15 protein-coding genes are annotated in these 19,034 nt (G+C 51.8%); 8 read left to right on the plus strand and 7 right to left on the minus strand.

Annotated features, from left to right (window positions below; all coding sequences use genetic code 11):
* Window positions 1-83: 83 nt before the first annotated feature.
* The 8 genes from FN001_RS02385 to hydF all read left to right on the plus strand — a co-directional run bounded on the left by FN001_RS02385 (window position 84) and on the right by hydF (window position 9,103).
* Complete coding sequence (locus tag FN001_RS02385) at window positions 84-1,034, plus strand: ABC transporter permease (protein ID WP_118297567.1); 951 nt, start codon at window positions 84-86, stop codon at window positions 1,032-1,034.
* Between the two features lie 6 nt (window positions 1,035-1,040).
* The gene (locus FN001_RS02390) at window positions 1,041-1,979 is read left to right on the plus strand and encodes an ABC transporter permease (protein ID WP_243121918.1); all 939 of its coding nucleotides are present in this window, start codon (window positions 1,041-1,043) and stop codon (window positions 1,977-1,979) included.
* Between the two features lie 12 nt (window positions 1,980-1,991).
* Window positions 1,992-3,020 (plus strand): ABC transporter ATP-binding protein, encoded by a 1,029-nt coding sequence (locus FN001_RS02395; protein ID WP_142410669.1) that lies wholly within the window; start codon window positions 1,992-1,994, stop codon window positions 3,018-3,020.
* Window positions 3,005-3,979, plus strand: a complete 975-nt coding sequence (locus tag FN001_RS02400; protein ID WP_118297569.1) for an ABC transporter ATP-binding protein — start codon at window positions 3,005-3,007, stop codon at window positions 3,977-3,979. The genes FN001_RS02395 and FN001_RS02400 overlap by 16 nt, the downstream gene beginning before the upstream one ends.
* 67 nt (window positions 3,980-4,046) lie before the next feature.
* Window positions 4,047-5,405 carry an amidohydrolase gene (locus FN001_RS02405; RefSeq protein ID WP_142410670.1) on the plus strand — a complete coding sequence of 453 codons (1,359 nt, stop codon included), beginning with the start codon at window positions 4,047-4,049 and terminating at the stop codon, window positions 5,403-5,405.
* Between the two features lie 44 nt (window positions 5,406-5,449).
* Entirely contained in the window at window positions 5,450-6,118 is a 669-nt protein-coding gene (locus FN001_RS02410) for a cytidylate kinase-like family protein (protein ID WP_118297570.1), read from the plus strand.
* 495 nt (window positions 6,119-6,613) lie between these two features.
* Window positions 6,614-7,762, plus strand: coding sequence for a [FeFe] hydrogenase H-cluster radical SAM maturase HydE (hydE, locus tag FN001_RS02415; protein WP_243121919.1), 1,149 nt, complete (start codon window positions 6,614-6,616; stop codon window positions 7,760-7,762).
* Between the two features lie 57 nt (window positions 7,763-7,819).
* The gene (gene hydF / locus FN001_RS02420; protein WP_142410671.1) at window positions 7,820-9,103 is read left to right on the plus strand and encodes a [FeFe] hydrogenase H-cluster maturation GTPase HydF; all 1,284 of its coding nucleotides are present in this window, start codon (window positions 7,820-7,822) and stop codon (window positions 9,101-9,103) included.
* Window positions 9,104-9,365: 262 nt separating this feature from the next.
* Here the strand turns inward: hydF and FN001_RS02425 are convergent, their stop codons facing one another.
* The 7 genes from FN001_RS02425 to FN001_RS02455 all read right to left on the minus strand — a co-directional run bounded on the left by FN001_RS02425 (window position 9,366) and on the right by FN001_RS02455 (window position 18,925).
* On the minus strand, window positions 9,366-9,878 hold the full coding sequence (locus FN001_RS02425; protein WP_142410672.1) for a shikimate kinase: 513 nt from the start codon (window positions 9,876-9,878) through the stop codon (window positions 9,366-9,368).
* A gap of 74 nt (window positions 9,879-9,952) precedes the next feature.
* Window positions 9,953-10,744, minus strand: a complete 792-nt coding sequence (locus FN001_RS02430) for a flavin reductase family protein (RefSeq protein ID WP_142410673.1) — start codon at window positions 10,742-10,744, stop codon at window positions 9,953-9,955.
* A gap of 26 nt (window positions 10,745-10,770) precedes the next feature.
* Window positions 10,771-12,447, minus strand: coding sequence for a putative manganese-dependent inorganic diphosphatase (locus tag FN001_RS02435; RefSeq protein ID WP_142410674.1), 1,677 nt, complete (start codon window positions 12,445-12,447; stop codon window positions 10,771-10,773).
* A gap of 421 nt (window positions 12,448-12,868) precedes the next feature.
* A complete protein-coding gene (locus tag FN001_RS02440; protein ID WP_142410675.1) occupies window positions 12,869-13,810 on the minus strand; it encodes an ROK family glucokinase in 942 nt (313 codons plus the stop codon).
* A 142-nt stretch (window positions 13,811-13,952) separates the two neighbouring features.
* Window positions 13,953-15,935 carry a transketolase gene (tkt, locus tag FN001_RS02445; protein WP_118297573.1) on the minus strand — a complete coding sequence of 661 codons (1,983 nt, stop codon included), beginning with the start codon at window positions 15,933-15,935 and terminating at the stop codon, window positions 13,953-13,955.
* Between the two features lie 60 nt (window positions 15,936-15,995).
* Window positions 15,996-17,420, minus strand: a complete 1,425-nt coding sequence (locus FN001_RS02450; RefSeq protein WP_118513648.1) for a DUF5711 family protein — start codon at window positions 17,418-17,420, stop codon at window positions 15,996-15,998.
* A gap of 116 nt (window positions 17,421-17,536) precedes the next feature.
* Window positions 17,537-18,925: a LysM peptidoglycan-binding domain-containing protein gene (locus FN001_RS02455; RefSeq protein WP_142410676.1), complete on the minus strand. Its 1,389-nt coding sequence runs from the start codon at window positions 18,923-18,925 to the stop codon at window positions 17,537-17,539.
* Between the last annotated feature and the right edge of the window lie 109 nt (window positions 18,926-19,034).

The following is a 19,034-nucleotide window of genomic DNA, read 5'->3' on the forward strand; positions in this document are numbered from 1 at the left end:
AGAAATGTTCGCAAAAAACCGACTGTTCCCCCATTCACAGTCCCGGTGATGGATCCGGACAGTCATGAAAGGATTGGATTTTTATGGGAAAGATCATCATCAAACGATTATTGCAGACGATCCCCACACTTCTGGTCGTCGTTACACTGACCTTCTGCCTGACAAGAATGCTGCCCGGCGATCCGGCTGTGGCGATCCTGGGCATTGAGGCAAATGCGGAGGACATCGAAGCCATGAGAGCCGAGATGAACCTCGATAAACCGCTCCCGGAACAGTACGCACTCTATTTAAACGGACTCGTCCACGGTGATTTCGGTTACTCCTACAGTTACCGCCAGGACGTTCTTCCGCTCATCACTTCCAGGATCCCGAATACACTGACTCTGACGCTGACAGCACTTTTCTTCGCTTTCATCATCGGAACCAGCGTCGGCATCATCGCTGCTTTAAAGCAGAATACGATCTTCGATTACATTGTCATGGTCATCACGCTCGTCGGAGTGTCCATGCCAATCTTCTGGCTGGCTCTTATGCTGGTCCTCCAGTTTTCCGTTAAAATGAATCTCCTGCCTGTCATGGGCATGGGCGACATCTCCAAAGGCATCGGGGATGTGGTGAGCCACATGATCCTGCCGGGCTTCTGTCTCGCGACGATCCCGATGGCGACTTTCGCGAGAACCATGCGTTCCAGCATGATCGACATCATGAGCAGTGACTACATCCGATGTCTCAGAGCCCGCGGCATCCGGAAAATGAAAGTCATCCTGATCCACGGATTAAAGAACGCACTCCCGCCGCTGATCACCGTTCTCGGACTTCAGATCGCCGGAACCTTTACCGGTGCGATCATCACAGAGGGAATCTTCTCCTGGCCGGGCATGGGAACCATGATCAACACCGCGATCAACAACCGCGATTATTCCCTGATCCAGGGAACCGTTCTCTTCTCCGCGATCATGTTCGTCTTCTGCAACATGTTAGTCGATATCGCTTACGCGATCCTGAATCCGAAAGTAAAACTGGAAAAGGGGTGATATGCCATGACATTCTTCAAGAAAAAACCTGCTGCTGCCGCAGCTTCTTCCACATCCGGCGATGCTCTTGGAAAAGACGCCAACATCGCAATGCTCTTAAAAGAACGAAATGCCAACAATGCATGGCATAAATTAGCCAGAAACAAGACCGCTCTCGTGGGCTTCTTCATCGTTGCCTTCATGGTCATCCTCGCCGTGTTTGCTCCTCTCATCGCGCCGTATGACCCGAATGCGATCAATCCTGTTCTGCCGTTTAAGGGGATCGGAACGCCGGGACATCTCTTCGGAACGGACGATCTCGGGCGTGACATCTTATCCCGTATCATCTACGGCTCCCGCGTATCCATGATCGTCGCAGTCGGTGCCACGATCGTCGGTGCCATCATCGGCGTGCTCATCGGACTCACTGCCGGATATTTCGGTGGATGGATCGATTCCGTTCTCATGAGAGTCATGGACGGCATGTTCTCTTTCCCATTTATCCTGTTAGCCATGATCCTGATCACCGTTCTCGGAAACGGCGTCATGAACGTCATTCTGGCCATCGGTATCGCGAGTGTTCCGGGATTTGCCCGTGTCACGAGAGGTCAGGTCCTGATCGTAAAGGAAGAGGAATACTGCAACGCCTGCCGCGTTGTCGGCGTCTCCCCGGTGAGACTCTTATTCTTACATATTTTACCGAACTGCGTATCCCAAATCATCGTGTACGCAACACTCCGTATCGCAAGTGCTATCATTTCCGAAGCTTCCTTAAGCTTCCTCGGACTCGGCATCGCGCTTCCGACCGCATCCTGGGGCAGCATTCTCCGTGTCGGCCGTGACTGTCTGACAACAGCTCCCCATGTAGCCGGAACTGCAGGCGCCTTCATTCTTGTGACCGTCATCGGTTTCAACCTGTTGGGCGACGGGATCCGCGATGTCATGGATCCGAAAATGAAACAGTAGGAGGTGCAGGCTATGAGTGAAAACGATGCAATCTTAAAAGTAAATGGATTAAAAACATATTTCTACCAGGCGAGCGGCGTTTCCAAAGCGGTCGATGGCGTCAGCTTTACACTGAAAGAAGGAACGACCATGGGGATCGTCGGCGAATCCGGTTCCGGAAAAAGCGTCACCAGTGCCTCCGTCATGCGGCTCATGCCGGCAAAAACAGGAAAGATCGTGGACGGCTCCATAATCTTTGACGGTGTGGACATCCGGAATCTTTCCGAGTCACAGATGGAAAAGTTCCGCGGCGATGAGTGCTGCATGATCTTCCAGAACCCGATGACCTCCTTAGATCCGGTATTCAAGATCGGCCACCAGATGGTCGAGATGATCCGAGAACACGAAAAGATCAGCAAAAAGGACGCCTGGAACAAAGCCGTTGAGGCATTAAAGCTTGTCGGCATCCCGGAGGCTGAGAAACGAATGGACGCGTATCCGCATGAGCTCTCCGGCGGCATGTGCCAGCGTGTCATCATCGCGATGGCCGTCTGCGGACATCCGAAGCTCATCATCGCCGACGAGCCGACGACCGCTCTGGATGTGACCGTACAGGCACAGGTTCTTGAGCTCTTAAAGGACCTCCAGAAGAAGCTCAATACCGCGATCCTGCTCATCACCCACAACCTCGGCGTTGTCTGGGAGATGTGCGACACCGTCATGGTCATGTATGCAGGAAATACCGTAGAATATGCGGACACAAAGACTCTCTATCAAGAGCCGCTTCACCCGTACACCTGGGGTCTTTTGGACTCCATGCCGAAACTCAGCAGCTCCGCGAAAGAGGATTTGAAGACGATCCCCGGAACACCGCCGGATCTCCGTCTTACCGGTTACTGCTGCAACTTTTATAACCGCTGTCCTTATGCCACGGAGATCTGTAAAAATCAGGTACCGCCGCTGAAGGAGGTCGCTCCCGGACATTTCGTGGCATGCCACAGACAGGACGGAGAGCACAGATTAACACGAGGGGAAGTGAATGAGACATGCAGAAAAATGTAATCATGAGCGTCGATCATCTCAGTAAGGATTTTGTGATCCGCGGAAAAAAGTTAGGGGAAAAGAATAAACTTCTCCACGCGTTGAGCGATGTGTCTTTTGATATCTATGAAGGGGAAACATTAGGAATCATCGGTGAGTCCGGATGCGGAAAGTCCACACTGGGCCGCTGCCTTGTAAAGCTCCACAAGCCGTCCGGCGGAACGATCACCTATAACGGAAAGGATCTCTGGAACATGCCTGTCTACGACCGGGAAGCGGCCCGCAGGGATATCCAGATGATCTTCCAGGATCCGTATTCCTCCCTGGATCCCAGAAAAACGGCTTCCTACTCGATCGAGGAGGCGATGAAGGTCCACCACATCGGTGACACTGCAAGGGAACGCCGCCAGAAAGCGTTAGAGTATCTTCAGGAGGTCGGACTCGACATCCAGCACATGGAACGCTACCCGCACGAGTTCTCCGGCGGCCAGAGGCAGCGTGTGAACATCGCGCGCGCCCTCTCGATGGAGCCAAAGATCATCGTCTGTGACGAGCCGGTATCCGCCCTGGACGTTTCGATCCAGGCGCAGGTCATCAACCTCTTCCGCCGTCTGCAGAAGCAGTTCAACCTGACCTATGTGTTCATCTCCCATGACCTCGGCATCATCAAATATATCAGTGACCGGATTATGATTATGTACCTCGGGCGCGTCATGGAGTTCTACACCTCCGAAGGCATCTACGCAGATCCGAAGCACCCGTACACGCAGGCTCTGCTCTCCGCGATCCCGCCAGAAAGCCCGTTTGAGAAAAAAGAGCGCCTGCCGCTCACCGGCGATATCCCGAGCCCGATCGGGGATCAGGTCGGCTGCCCGCTCGCAGGCCGCTGCCCGCACTGCACGGAGCGCTGCAAAAAGGAGATCCCGAAACTCGTCGACACCGGAGACGGACATATGGTGGCATGTTTCTTATACGAATAACCTGCCTGCTGCGGGTTTTCTGCGGACAGCTTTACGGCTGAATACTTTCATAAAGGAGTAATGTAAGATGATCGATTCTAAAAAACTGATCGCAATGGTCGAAAAATATGAAAAACTGATCTATGACACTGCAGACTATATCTGGGCACACCCGGAGACGGGATTCCGCGAGTGGAACACTTCCGCTTACATGGAAAAACACTTTGAAGAGCTCGGATACACCCTGACAAAGGCCGGAAATATCCCGGGATTCTACGCAGATCTCGACACCGGAAAGCCGGGTCCGAAGATCGCGATCCTCGGAGAGCTCGACTCCCTGATCGTCGCAAACCACCCGTGCTGCGATCCGGAAACCCATTATGTCCATGCCTGCGGCCATCATGCCCAGTGTGCGGTTCTTCTCGGAACAGCCGCTGCCTTGAAGGAGCCGGGCGCTCTCGACGGTCTCTGCGGATCGATCCGCTTTATCTCCGTTCCGGCGGAGGAGCTGATCGAGCTCGGATTCCGTGAAGGTTTAAGGAAACAGGGCATCATCAAATATTTCGGCGGCAAGGTCGAGTTCATTCACCGCGGATATTTCGACGGTGTGGACATGGCGATGATGATCCACTCCGGAAAGCTTGCGGAAGGAAAAGCGCTCTCTATCAGCGACGGCTGCAATGGCTGCGTCACAAAGAACATTACATTCAAAGGTGTTTCCGCACATGCGGGCGGATCTCCGGAAAATGGCCGGAATGCACTCTATGCGGCAACCTGCGCTTTAAACGCCGTCAATGCACTCCGCGAGACCTTTACCGACAATGACCACATCCGCTTCCATCCGATCATCACGGAAGCCGGTCTCGCCGTCAACGCGATCCCGGAGACTGCAAAAGTGGAGTCCTATGTGCGCGGCGCTTCCTTCGACGCGATCCGCAAATACAATATCAAGGTCAACCAGGCACTTGCCGCTTCCGCTGCCGCGATCGGCTGCAACGTGGAGCTGGATGACCATCCGGGCTATTTCCCGTTAAACAACGATAAAAATATGGCCGCTGTCATGAAAGAGGCGATGGAGACCGTTGCAGGCCCTGACAGCGTCGTTGAGGGCGGCTGGGGAACCGGCAGCACCGATATGGGCGATGTGTCCGCGATCATGCCGGTCGTTCACCCGCACGCAGGTGGGTCTGTCGGAACCGGTCATGGAAAGGATTACTATGTGCAGGATAAGAAGCTCGGCTGCCTCTACCCGGCAGAATGCCTTGTTCTGACTGCTGCAAAGCTGCTCTCCGATGATGCTGCTCTCGGAAAGAAAGTAATCGCGGAAGCAAAACCGTACTTCAAGTCAAAAGAAGAGTATCTGGCTGCCATCGACGCGATCACGATGGATCAGGATGCTGTTGTATATAATGATGATGGAACGATCACTCTGAAATTCACAAAATAATGTGTCTCACTAATGCACCATTCAGAAAGGACGGGAGATCTTGTATGAAAAACTTTGTTATCACGGTTGCCAGGGGATTTGGATCCGGCGGGCGTAACATCGCCGCTATGCTTGCTGACGAGCTGGGCGTCCACAGCTATGATAAACGGATCCTGACACTTGCGTCCCAGTACAGCGGCTATCCGGAACACTTTTTCCGGGAAGCTGACGAGACTTTAAACGGCAGTCTGATCACCAAACAGCTTCAGGCACTGCCGAAACATCATGCACCGACCGGAGAGCTCTCAAAGTTTACTTCCGATGACCGGCTTTTCGACTATCAGAAGATCATCATCGAAAAACTTGCCGCCTCCGAGTCCTGCGTCATCGTCGGAAAATGTGCCGATTATATCCTGAAGGATTATGACAATGTCGTCAGCATCTACGTGGAGGCGCCGAGAAGCTACACACTGCGGCGCGTCATGGAACGGATGGATGATATCACGGTCGAGGAGGCGCATCACCTGATCACGAAGACAGACAAGTACCGCGCGGATTACTACAAGTATTACACCGGCGGCAACTACTGGACTAACCCGGTCAACTACGACCTGACGTTCAACAATGCGAGACTCGGGGATGAGCGCTGCGTGAAGCTCACACTCGACTGCATGAAGCTGAAATTCGGGGATGATTTCGTGGAATATATGAAGAGTATCGGCAAAGATATTTAATATCTGTTCACGCCTGCTTGATCGTTATGATTTTCCCTTTATTTTGTAATACTGGATCCGGGTCTCCAATCCTGCTCCGGACCAGCACCAGCCCCGCCGCACTTCCTCTCTCTTGCGGCGGGGATTTTTATTCAGGAAATTTCTGTCCTTAAAAAGTATCACTCCCACATCTTTTCCTGTTCGCTCGGCTGGAATTGATTTTTATTTTCTGATATGTTACGATAGTTCTATGTTCTCTGACCTGCGAGAAGTTTCCTATTCTTTCGGGAAAGAGTCGAATTCGCTATTACTGACCTTAAGAATGTTCTGACAGGGAAGAAATTGTTATCCGGCATACATATATGCCCTGCAAAAGAAAGTCTGATCCCCTCGCTGCAGCTTCTTGAACTGCATGGAGTCTTTCATATTTAACACTCGGTCTGTATCATACACTTGTACGGGCTTATTTCTTTTCTCTGTCATTTCTTCCGGTCATATTTCCCACAGGAGGACCTCATGGATACTGATTTTATGAACACCGCATTGCTGGAAAACAAGTTAAACCCGAAATGCTGGTGGAAAGAGCCGGTCCGGAACGGCGTGACTGATCCGGTCTGTCTCAATGAATTAAAAGCGCTGATCGACCGTCTGGAAGCAGGCGAAGCGCTCACGAAAGACGAATGGGTCCGTCTCATCGACGGCCGTTCCCCAGAACTTGCGGCCTACCTCTTTCCAAAGGCGCGGGCCATCCGGGAGCGCGTGTACGGCACGGCCGTCTATGTCCGCGGACTCATCGAGTACAGCAATTACTGTAAAAACAACTGTCTTTACTGCGGGATCCGGGCCGGAAATAAGAACGCAAACCGCTACCGGCTTTCCACCGAGGATATTTTATCCTGCTGCCAAAGCGGCTACGCGCTGGGATTTCGCACTTTCGTCCTTCAGGGCGGAGAAGATCCATTCATGACCGAAGATAAGATCACGGAGCTCGTCTCCATGATCCGGAGGGAATTCCCGGACTGTGCGATCACGCTTTCCCTGGGTGAGATGGAATACGAGAGCTACAAACGATTCTTTGACGCTGGTGCAGACCGGTATCTGCTCCGCCATGAAACGGCAAACGCAGAACACTATCAGAAACTTCATCCGACGGAAATGTCCTTTGAGCACCGTATGAACTGTCTGAGAACATTAAAAGAGATCGGCTACCAGACCGGCTGCGGTTTTATGGTCGGCTCCCCATACCAGACATCGGAATGTCTCGCCGGGGACATGATCTTTATCCGCGATCTCAAACCGGAAATGGTTGGGATCGGGCCGTTTATCCCGCAGCATGACACGCCGTTTGGAGACCAGACTGCAGGGACCATGGAACTCACCCTGTTTATGATGGGACTTCTCCGTCTTCAGGATCCGAATGTCCTGCTTCCCGCAACGACGGCGCTCGGCACGATCCATCCGTTCGGGCGCGAGCTCGGGATCCTTGCTGGCGGAAACGTTGTCATGCCGAATCTTTCCCCGGTACAGGTCCGTGCAAAATATCTTCTCTATGACAATAAGATCTGCACTGGCGATGAGGCAGCAGAATGTGTGAACTGCATGAAACGGCGGATGGAAAGCGTCGGATATCATGTCGTTGTGGACCGCGGGGATCACATAGGATAATCCAGAAAAAAGAAAGGGATGGATTTGTTTGTGACAACAGATTCAGAAGGTGTATATATGGGAATGAATGAGACGCCGTCCGGCGAGAGGATCCACATCGGATTCTTTGGCAGAAGAAACGCCGGAAAGTCAAGTCTTGTAAACGCAGTGACCGGTCAGGACCTCTCCATCGTCTCTGAAGTCCGGGGAACGACCACCGACCCGGTCTCAAAGTCCATGGAACTTCTTCCGTTAGGGCCGGTCGTGATCATTGATACGCCCGGAATCGATGATGAGGGGGAGCTTGGGATCAAACGTGTCGGAAAAAGCCGCCAGGTACTGAACAAGACCGATCTCGCGATCCTGGTCGTGGATGCAACGACCGGAACCGGCAGCTGGGAAACTGAGATGATCCGGTTGTTTGAGAAAAAAGAGATTCCATATCTTGTTGTATACAATAAGGCAGATCTGCTCCCGGATCCCGCCCCGTCAGACAGGAAAACCAGCCGGAATGCTTCACAGGCTGGCGTTCCCACCGGAATTGCGACCGGGGACTCTCCGGCATCAGATCCGGCAGTTTCAGGATCCGGTCACAGCAATATGGTCTATGTCAGTGCGAAAACCGGTTTTGGCATCCACGACTTAAAGGAGCGCATGGCACGCCTCGTTGCCCCGGATGGAAGCGGGAAACGCCTTGTCGCCGATCTCGTACATCCGTTGGACGTTGTTATCCTGGTCGTCCCGATCGACAAAGCTGCCCCGAAAGGCCGCCTGATCCTGCCGCAGCAGCAGGTGATCCGGGATCTCCTTGACTCCTGCGCCATGCCGATCGTCTGTCGGGAGTCGGAACTTGCTGCAGCGCTTGATTCCTTAAAGAAAAAGCCGTCTCTCGTCATCACGGACAGCCAGGTCTTTCCTCTCGTGGACCGCATGACTCCGAAAGAGATCCGCCTGACCTCTTTTTCGATCCTGTTTGCGAGATATAAAGGAAATCTCACCCAGGCCGTCCACGGCGCGCGGGCTCTGAATACGATCCAGGATGGTGATAAGATCCTGATCTCTGAGGGCTGCACCCACCATCGCCAGTGCGGGGACATCGGAACCGAAAAACTTCCAAACTGGATCCGGGAATACACCGGAAAACAGCCGGAATTTCATTTCACCTCCGGCACCGAATTTCCGGAAGATGTCTCCGATTATAAGCTCATTATCCACTGCGGCGGCTGTATGTTAAATGAACGGGAAATGCGAAGCCGCTTAAGGAATGCCGCCGACCAGGAGATCCCGATGACAAATTACGGAATCGCGATCGCATATATGAAAGGGATTTTGGAGAGAAGTGTCGAGTGTCTCGGACTCTGAGCGCAGTCTCCATGCTCTTCTGTTTTTATGACTGCTCTGCATGATTTCTGTGCGAATGAGCCAAAACATCGCGACAGTCGCCAAGGTCTCGCGCAAGCGCGGACTTTGGCTCGTTGTTCGCGTAAGTAAAAGCTCCGGTAAAGAAAGGCATCAACACTTTCTGCCTTTTTACCGGAGCTTCTCCATTTATTCGCCAAATCTCAATACAGGCTCTTTTTCTATTGGATCATACAGACCCCGCCTGTGCATAAAAATCCGCCTTTTATTTTTCCAGACCTTCAAAATAGACTCTCAGCTCGTCTACAAGCTCACCGAACTCTTTTCCGGTCTCATCAAGCGTGATATCCGCATATTTCTCATAGTACGGAAGGCGCTCATTGTAGAGATCCCTGAGTGTCATTCCGTCTTTTAAGACAACCCCGCGATCCACAAGATTTCCGAGACGTGATTCCAGATCTTCGTAATTTAATTTCAGATACACGATCGTTGCGGTCTCTTTATAGTGCTCCATGGCTTTCGCCTCATAGATCACACTGCCGCCCGGCGCGATGACAGACTTTTCGACATCCAGATCAAGGTTCGCCTGCTCCTCAACGCGAAGGAAACCGTCATCCCCTTCTTCCGCGATGATCTCCTTCAAAAGTTTTCCGGTCTTTTCCTGGATCACAAGATCCACATCCACGAAGGAATAGCCAAGGCGCTTTGCAAGCAGTACGCCGATGGTGCTCTTTCCGGATGCCGGCATTCCGATCATCAGAATATTTTTCTTCTTCATCACTAAAGTCCTTTCTGCTGTCACATATCCTGTCATTTTTCCGGTTCACGCATCATGATCCGATCACCGGATCTTTACTGTCTGCGCGGTTTTCCGGCTCCTGATCCGGCCTTCCGTCCTGGATTTCCGATGTTTTTCCTTTCGGACGAGGTCTTTTTTCCGGTTTCCGGTGTCTTTCCTCCGGCCTTATTTCCGGCTTTCCTGCGCGGCTGCAGTTCTTTTTCCGCAGTCTTCTTTCCGGTTTCCGGCGCTTTTCCTCCAGCCTGTTTTCCTGCGGTCTTTCCGATCAGAATCTTCTTTTTCTCCGCCTTTCTCACGCTGTAGCCGAAGCTTCCCAGCTCCTCGCCCATCCCGTAATATCTTCCATGGGAATAGGCAAGCGGCTTTGCCATAGAGAGATGGAACGTATCTTTCTCATCCATGTACTCTTCGTCCACATCCACCGCCACGACATCAGCGATAAACATGTGATGGCTTCCGAGCTCCTCGACTTTCACAACACGGCACTCAATGTTTACCGGGCTTTCTTTGATCACCGGCACATTGACAACATTTGCCTTCTCCGGCGTCAGTCCCGTGTCTTTCCACTTATCTGTATCGCGCCCGGAGCGCACGCCGCAGTAATCGGTCGCCCACGCCATGGACTCCGTCGTCAGATTGACCACGAACTCCCCGGTCTCTCTGATCATATGGTAAGAGTGGCGTTCCGGCCGAACGCTGATCGACAGCATCGGCGGGTTTGTGCAGATGGTTCCCGCCCATGCCACCGTAAAAATATTCGAATTTCCTTCCCGGTCGGCCGCTGTCACAAGGACCGCCGGAACCGGATAGAGCATATTTCCTGGTTTAAACTGTCGTTTTTCCATTTGCAGATCCCGCCTTTATTCAACTTTTACTGCTGCAATGCCATCATGATCTGCGGTGCAAGCTGTTTCTTTCTGGAAACAACGCCCGGCAGCTTCACGATTCCGGTCTGCGCACTCACATTTTCCACATCCTCATCTGCCACATGGAACGCTGTGGTGATCAGCTGCTCCGCGCCCTGTCCGGTGCAGATCAGGTCTGTGGACTCGGTCAGGATGTTGGTGAGCATGAAGAACATCATGTCGATCTCATGCTGCTCTCGTTCTTTTTCCGTGTATACGGACATTCTTGATCTCAGATCCTTCAGCTCCACTGCGTTTAAGGATGTGATCTGTCCAATTCCGAATACGGAATTTCCTACCGTAAAGCGCTTGAAATCCTGATAGAAGATATCGCCGTCAGACTTTCCTTTCAGGTTGCTTCCCGCAGAGAACATATCGATCGCATACTTTTCAATGTCAAGTCCGGCGATCTGTGCAAGCGCAAGGCCGGCTGCCTTATCGACTGCTGTACAGGTCGGGGAACGGAATAACAATGTATCGGAAATAATCGCACTGCATAACAGTCCTGCAGTTGTCTTATCGATCTCCATATGATTTTCCTGATACATCTGATAGATGATGGTCGCGGTACAGCCTAACGGCTGGTTTCTGAAGAATACCGGGGACATGGTCTCAACTGTTCCGAGACGATGATGGTCGATGATCTCACGGATATCGGCGCTCTCCATACCTTCTACCGCCTGACTCTTCTCATTGTGGTCCACAAGGATGATGCTCTTTCCCTTTGCACCTAAGAGGTTACGTCTGGAAATCATACCGATATACTTTCCATCAGAATCCAGGACCGGGAAATCACGGTGTCTCTTGCTCGCCATGATCTCGCGGATATCGTCGAGATAATCTTCCTCGGAGAACTCGATGATATTCTCTTTCGTCATGAAATAGCTGATCGGCATGGACTGGTTGATCAGACGGGCGGTCGTGTATGTGTCATACGGTGTCGTGATGACCGCGCAGCCGCGCTCCTGTGCCAGTTTGCGGATCGTTAAGGAAACGCCCGCGCCCTCACAAACGATGATACAGCCTGCCTCCATCTCGATCGCGCAGAGCTGGGACTCATAACGGTTTCCGAGGATGACAAGGTCATGTTTCTCGATGTAGTTTTCCATCAGATCCGGGTTTGCAGCCGCGATCAGGACTTTTCCCTGATTAAAATATGTTTCGGAGTCGCCGACTACCATGCTGCCTTCCAGCGTATCCAGGATGTTCGCATATTTTGTGCACGCTTTGGAAATGATGCTGCTGTCATATAAGTTCATGTAGGACTTGGTGATATCGCCGATAGTGATAACGCCCTCCAGGAGACCTTCCTCCGTCACACACGGAAGTGTTACGACGTTGTTCTCCTGCATGAGTCCCCATGCGTTCTTTAAGGAAATTCCTCGGGATACGCCTTTTGTCTTGCGGATCTCGATATCCTTGACCTGCGTCTTTACGTTCTCAACAAGACGCGGCGCCTTTAATTTAAAATAATCCAGTACATACTGTGTCTCCGGGTTTACATTTCCGGCACGGCACGGCTCATAGTTCTCGCCGGTAAGCTGATGCTTGAAACCTGCATAGCAGATGGCTGAGCAGATGGAATCCGTATCTGGATTTCTGTGTCCAAGGACAAGTGTTTTTTTCAGTCCCTCAACTGCCATTGATCTTCTCCTCTCCATTCCATGCGCATATCCCCAGAAAGTTTCTCTGTCGCATTCCTTTGCAAGTTTTCCCTTTATATCCTTTTCTGGAGCTTTATGCGTTTTTCTCAGACGCACAAATGAGAATGTGTTACAATAACTTCATAGTGCGTTCATAATTTATTCATATTTGTTTTTTATACTTATTGCATAAACAAAAAGTCATTCGACTTCGCTAACTAGACAAATTGCACATAGATTTTTCATAATTGCCCCGGTTGTCGCGACCGGGGTCTCCTCATGTTTAGGGATCTTATATGTCCGTTTATGGCGGACATTTTTCTTTATCTCCCATACAGTCAAGGCCTATGCACATCAGGCACGCTTCGTATCCTTTTCCGGCAGTAAAAAGGGAGCCCGTTTTACCGGACTCTCTCTTCTTTTATCCGAGGATCAGCTTCGCAGCTCCGTAGATCCCGGCATCGTTTCCAAGCTTTGCAAGGACGATGTCCGCTTTCTTTGTCGCCATCGGAGATAATTCATCGTGATATTTCTTGATCATGTCAGTCAGAAATGTCCCGGCTTTGGAAACGCCGCCTCCAATAATATAAGCCTGCGGATCCAGGACCATGGACAGTGTTGCAAGGACCCAGCCAAGATAATAGCAGGACTTGTTGAGGGAATCGAGCGCAAGCTCATCCCCTGCTTTTGCTGCATCCAGCACATTCTTCGCGCTGATATTCTTTAAGCTTCTGAGGCTGGATGGACGGCTGTCCGCCGCCAGCATTCTTCTTGCAGTTCTCCCGATCCCTGTCGCGGAAGCAACCTGCTCCAGGCAGCCATGGCCGCCGCAGTTGCAGGCCTCTTTCTCGCCTTCCATCACATGGATATGACCGATCTCGCCGCCAACGCCCTGCTCGCCGGTCCAGATCTTTTCGTTCAGGATAATGCCGCCGCCGACACCTGTTCCGAGCGTCACCATGACGAGGTTCTTATATCCTTTTCCGCCGCCCTGCCACATCTCACCGAGAGCCGCCACGTTTGCGTCGTTACCGCTCTTTACAGGCATTCCGTCCAGCAGTCTGCTTAATTCCTGCTGCGGATTTCCGGCTTTCCAGCCAAGGTTTACACACACTTCGCAGTGTCCGTCCGGAAGAACCGGTCCCGGGAATCCCATTCCCGCGCCGGAAAAATCAGAGAGTTCAAGTCTGCTCTCCTTCACTGTTCTGCGGATCGAAGCCGCAATATCGCCCAGGATGTACTTTCCGTCCTCTTCTTTTCTTGTCGGGACCTCCCATTTTTTTACAAGAGTCCCATCTTCCTCAAAGATACCAAGCTTCACGCTTGTTCCGCCGATATCGATCCCAATACACTTTAAGCTCATGTGTGTTCCCCTTTTTTCTGAATCTGCCGGATCCATTTCAAACACGTTTTCAGATCCCGCGTGCCCTTAAAACCGTGTCAGTTCAGCCATGCGGTCTTCCGATGTGGATCGCTGCATGACTGAACCGTCACGTTCGGGTTATTTAGAACAGTGTCTTTACTGTATTTACAACGTTCTCAACTGTAAATCCGAATTTCTCGAACAGCTTCGCTGCCGGACCGCTTGCGCCAAAGGACTTCATTGTCACATAAGCGCCGTCGAGACCGACATACTTGCCCCAGCCGAAGTCGGAAAGTGCCTCAACGACAACTCTCTTTCTGACCTCTTTCGGAAGTACGGACTCTTTATACTCCGCACTCTGCTCCTCAAAGATATCCATACACGGCATGGATACGACACGGATCTTCTTTCCTTCGTTTGCAAGCTCTGCTTTTGCCTTGACCGCAAGATCAACCTCAGAACCGCTTGCGATGAGGATCGCATCCGGTGTTCCTTCGCAGTCGTCGATGACATAGCCGCCCTTTAACGCTTCCTTGCTGCTTCCCGGGATCGGATTGAGATTCTGTCTGGAAAGAACAAGCGCTGTCGGTGTCTTTTTGGATGTTGCTGCGGAGAGCCATGCTGCAGATGTCTCTGTCGCGTCACACGGACGGAATACATGGAAGTTCGGCATTGCGCGGAACATTGCAAGCTGCTCGATCGGCTCGTGGGTCGGTCCGTCCTCACCAACTCCGATGCTGTCGTGAGTCAGAACGAAGGTCAGCGGAACTCCCATCAGAGCGGAAAGTCTTGCCATCGGTTTTACATAATCACTGAATACGAAGAATGTCGCAACGTAAGCGCGGAGACCACCGTGAAGCATGATGCCGTTTCCGATCGCTGTCATCGCAAGCTCTCTTACACCGAAGTGAAGGTTTCTGCCTGCCGGATTCTCTGCGGAGAAGTCGCCCGCATCCTTCATGGCTGTCTTGTTGGACGGAGCAAGGTCAGCAGAACCGCCAATCATGTTCGGCATGATGTCCTTTAAGATGTTGATCATCTTGCCGGACAGGGAACGTGTTGCCTCTGCCTTGTCTTTTGTGAGCCAGAGTGCCTCGTTCTCGATCAGTGCCTTCGCATCCGGAGCTGTATGGTACTGCTCCCAGAGCTTCTCCATCTCCGGGTACTCATCACAGTATGCAGCGAACATTGCGTTCCACTCTGCCTCTGTGTCTGCTTTTTCCTCTGCAAGGCGGGAATAATGCTCATAAACCTCTTCCGGTACGAAGAACGGCTCCTCATACTTCCAGCCGAGGTTCTCTCTCATTGCCTTGATATTGTCAACGCCTAACGGCTCGCCGTGCGCGCTGGCTTTGCCCTGTTTTGCCGGGCAGCCGAAGCCGATCTCTGTCTTGATCGTGATGAAGGACGGATGCTCCGTATCAGCCTTTGCAACTTCGATCGCAGCGCCGATCGCATCGATATCTGTTCCGTCTTCGACTGTGATCGTCTGGAATCCGAATGCTTTCATGCGCTCTTCTACGTTCTCGCGGAATGCGATGTCCGTGCTTCCTTCGATGGAAATACGGTTGGAGTCGTAGAGAACGATGAGTTTTCCAAGTCCAAGTGTACCTGCAAGGGAGAATGCTTCAGAGGAGATTCCCTCCATCATGCATCCGTCTCCGCCGAGTACATATGTGAAGTGATCGACAACCGGATAGTTTTCCTTGTTGAATACAGCTGCCAGATGTTTCTCAGCCATCGCCATACCAACTGCCATTCCCATACCTGCGCCGAGCGGTCCTGTTGTCGCCTCAACGCCTACGGTGTGACCGTATTCCGGATGTCCCGGAGTCAGGGAACCAACCTGACGGAAGTTCATTAAATCTTCCTTTGTCAGACCATAGCCGAACAGATGAAGCAGGGAATATAACAGCATGGAGCCATGACCGCCGGATAAGATAAAACGGTCACGGTTCGCCCACTCCGGGTTTGCCGGATTGTGGTTCATGTGGTGTGCCCAGAGCTCATAAGCAGCCGGTGCGCTGCCAAGTGGAAGTCCCGGATGTCCGGAATTTGCCTTCTGGATCGCATCTGCGGATAAAATTCTGATGGAATTGATCGCCAGATTGTCGATTGTGTTCATTGTTTCATTCCTCCTGATAATCCATAAGTGTTGGGAACTGTTGAAGTTTCACAGTTCCATTTACCTTAAATTAATCTCTTTCATCACCTCGCTGCCTGCGGTGATCAGAGAATTGGTACGATTTTTTCCAGCCCTGACGAGCGATACGGAATAATCGAACTGTCCGTTAAACTTTTCGTGCCCGTCCAGGTTGTAGACCCTGCATGATTCCTCATTATACAGGATAAGCCTGTCCCCGTCAATGAGAGCGCCCGTGTAGGCGTAGTCGAAATCAATGCTTGTAACTTTCTTTCCATCCGTGTTGTATACATCAAGCCGGTACGGACTTCCGGATGTGCTGTCAACAATGACAGCCGCGTATTTATCCGAGTAGCAGATACTTCGGATCTCCTCTTCTACCGGAACATAGATCACATTTGTGTCCGGTATCACATTTTTTACAGAGATAAAGGTCAGTCCTTTATCGGAAAAGGCGCAGACGGTCTGGTCATTTAAGTATCGGACGCGCCCCACCATCTTATCATCAAATTCTTCCTCAAACGCGGCGATAAAACGGTTGTTGACATTCTTTCCGATCTCAGAGAAATCGTAGAACGCTACCTTGTTCTTTAACGCGCCGTTTTTCATGTACATGATGGACATGACGATCTGTTTTCCGTCGGGGGAAAGTGCAATGTCCACCGGATAACCGTCACCGGAAAGGAGCATCTTGATGTTGATCCCGAGCGACTCGCCGTCCTTCTTGAAGTAGAATATGTAGCTCGCCGTGCTGTCCTCGACTACGGCCGCCGCAACGCCGCGGGCCGATACCGCCGCTTTCGTGATCGGGAGCTGTGTCTTCGCGGTTCCGGTACATCCCTCTTTGTTGCAGATGTACATCTCATTTCCCTGCTGATCCGCGATCACGGCATAATCCCCGTTGATATTGATGATCGGGGTCTTCATCTCATAGCTCTGTGTCCAGATCGTCTTGCCGGAGGCGTCAATGTAGGAAGCACCGTCTTTTGTGTACTTGATCATATTGTCACCGAACACGGCAAATCGGATAAAACTGCTGTCACTGACTGTCTTTGAGACTTCGGCCGCGGAAGTTGCCGCAGAGTCGGAGTTTCCGGTGTCCGTACCGGCAGCGCTTTCTGCCGCAGCGGTCTCATCGGTCCCATCTGTTCCCTCATCGGCCGCCGCACTTGTTTCCGGCGCCTGTGTTTCCTTATCCGCGTTGGACGTATCAGTATACCGCATGGAGCGCTCCCACTGAACACTGTAGCTGGTATATTCATACTCATTCATATATCTGTATCCGGTAAATCCCAATGCTGCAAGGAAACATGCGGCTGCAACTGCGATGATCCGCTTTTTCTTTTTATATCTGGCAAGCCGTTCGTCATCCATCGGTTCATCCGATCCGGCGTCCGGCATCTGTACGATATTTTGTCTGAGCTGCCTTTTTTTGTTCTCTCTGTCCATAGATTGCATATCACTCATAAAAAATCTCCTGAAAAATGGACATATATAGATTAGTATACACCATTTTCAGGAGATGCGCATTAAATTCTTTGTTTTTATTCCAGTTCATTCCGGCAGGCGGAAATACCTGTTTTCTATGGCAGGACCAGCTTCTGCCCCGCTACGATATGGTTCACATCGTCCAGGTGATTGAGCGCGCAGATTTCGGACAACCGCTTTAAATTTCCGTACTCTTTCCAGCAGATCCCATATAACGTCTCACCGTCACCGATTTCATAGATCCGATAGCCGTTCGCGACCGCGGCGGCGTAGTCCACCGGCTCTTTTCCCTGACCGGATGCGTCGCCCTGTCCTTCCTCTTTTCCCATACCGACACGTGGCGAGGTCGGAGCTTCAGCACTGGTGGGTGGAACTGCTTCCTCCACGGCTCCGGACGCTGCAGCAGTCTCGGTCCCGTCAGTGCCGGGCTTTCCTGTTGAAGCAGCTGTATCTGGATTGTCTGGCTGGCTTGAAGCAGCGGATTGCCCCAACACGCCGGTTGTCTCCGGATTTCCTGTACTCTCTGATACTTCTGAAGATTTGCTGTTCGTGCCTGCCTCCGTCGCTTCCATCGTCTCCGCCGCGTAACTTTCCCCGGTCTCCCTGCTCTCATCCGTCGGAAATACATTTCCCGGCCGCTCTTCAATGACAAAATCCGGTTCCTGATTCAGCTTGTCCAGATAATCGCTCCAGTTTGCCGTCCCGGCAGGCACCACGGAAGTCAGCACCGTCTCCATCTGCCGCATCTTGTGATAATTGTTGACGAGCACAACACCTCCTGCCAGGACCGCCACCGTGAGGACTCCGCACGCCGTCCCCAGGATCCCGGACATATGCCGCCCTGCATCCGCCTGTTCTTTCCTGACCGTCATCCGCTGCCGGAAATCCTTGATGACCTTCTCATGCGAGCCGGATTCCACCCGGCGCACGTCTTTCCTGGTCACCATGTAATCCTGCATCATCTGATTTCTCTCGTAATAGATGCAATGTCCTTTCAGCCGGTAAAAGCCGTCCTCCGAAGTGATATAGACTGCTTCCTCACCTTCCAGGCCATGATTTAAATACATCAGCTTGTTTTTCCCGTTAAAGTACTGGTTGTGCAGTTTCCAGTAATTCAGGGGACTCAGCTGGCTCGACGGAGTGCCGCAGATAAACCATCCCTGAACGGTCCGCTTCGGAAACGACTCCTCGATCCCACGATACGCCTTTTTCCAGGCATTTTCGGAAAATTCCACCTTCTCCCCGGATACTTCCACGTCCTCCATCTCGATGGCGCCATCGATAAAGATATACGGAGTCCCGTCATAGTTTTCCGTATTTCCCAGCAAAAGTCCCACACGCAGCGTCTGATTTCCTGCCGGATACAGGCGTTTCAAATATGTATTTACATAGTCCTCCACATACAGCCGGACCACCTGGTCCGTATCACCGATCTGGCGGATATTTTTCGGAAGTTTCGGAAACGGATTGTATAATTCTCCCATGCTGCCACCTCGTTCTATCTTCAGGCAGCCGGCATGTCCAGACAGAGGCCGGCCGCCTCTTTATTTACGCGAACCACGTAAACGCGCTTCGTCGAATTCTTTCCGAAGT

The organism is Clostridium sp. Marseille-P7770 (genome assembly GCF_902143525.1).
Lineage (GTDB): Bacteria > Bacillota > Clostridia > Lachnospirales > Lachnospiraceae > Pilosibacter.

Excerpts from the sequence above, each read along its gene's own strand:
- FN001_RS02450 (WP_118513648.1), bottom strand. The coding sequence starts at position 17,420 with ATGAGTGATATGCAATCTATGGACAGAGAGAACAAAAAAAGGCAGCTC.
- FN001_RS02400 (WP_118297569.1), top strand. The coding sequence starts at position 3,005 with ATGCAGAAAAATGTAATCATGAGCGTCGATCATCTCAGTAAGGATTTT.
- FN001_RS02395 (WP_142410669.1), top strand. The coding sequence starts at position 1,992 with ATGAGTGAAAACGATGCAATCTTAAAAGTAAATGGATTAAAAACATAT.
- FN001_RS02430 (WP_142410673.1), bottom strand. The coding sequence starts at position 10,744 with ATGGAAAAACGACAGTTTAAACCAGGAAATATGCTCTATCCGGTTCCG.
- FN001_RS02385 (WP_118297567.1), top strand. The coding sequence starts at position 84 with ATGGGAAAGATCATCATCAAACGATTATTGCAGACGATCCCCACACTT.
- FN001_RS02425 (WP_142410672.1), bottom strand. The coding sequence starts at position 9,878 with ATGAAGAAGAAAAATATTCTGATGATCGGAATGCCGGCATCCGGAAAG.
- hydF (WP_142410671.1), top strand. The coding sequence starts at position 7,820 with ATGGGAATGAATGAGACGCCGTCCGGCGAGAGGATCCACATCGGATTC.
- FN001_RS02435 (WP_142410674.1), bottom strand. The coding sequence starts at position 12,447 with ATGGCAGTTGAGGGACTGAAAAAAACACTTGTCCTTGGACACAGAAAT.
- hydE (WP_243121919.1), top strand. The coding sequence starts at position 6,614 with ATGGATACTGATTTTATGAACACCGCATTGCTGGAAAACAAGTTAAAC.
- FN001_RS02410 (WP_118297570.1), top strand. The coding sequence starts at position 5,450 with ATGAAAAACTTTGTTATCACGGTTGCCAGGGGATTTGGATCCGGCGGG.
- tkt (WP_118297573.1), bottom strand. The coding sequence starts at position 15,935 with ATGAACACAATCGACAATCTGGCGATCAATTCCATCAGAATTTTATCC.
- FN001_RS02405 (WP_142410670.1), top strand. The coding sequence starts at position 4,047 with ATGATCGATTCTAAAAAACTGATCGCAATGGTCGAAAAATATGAAAAA.
- FN001_RS02440 (WP_142410675.1), bottom strand. The coding sequence starts at position 13,810 with ATGAGCTTAAAGTGTATTGGGATCGATATCGGCGGAACAAGCGTGAAG.
- FN001_RS02390 (WP_243121918.1), top strand. The coding sequence starts at position 1,041 with ATGACATTCTTCAAGAAAAAACCTGCTGCTGCCGCAGCTTCTTCCACA.
- FN001_RS02455 (WP_142410676.1), bottom strand. The coding sequence starts at position 18,925 with ATGGGAGAATTATACAATCCGTTTCCGAAACTTCCGAAAAATATCCGC.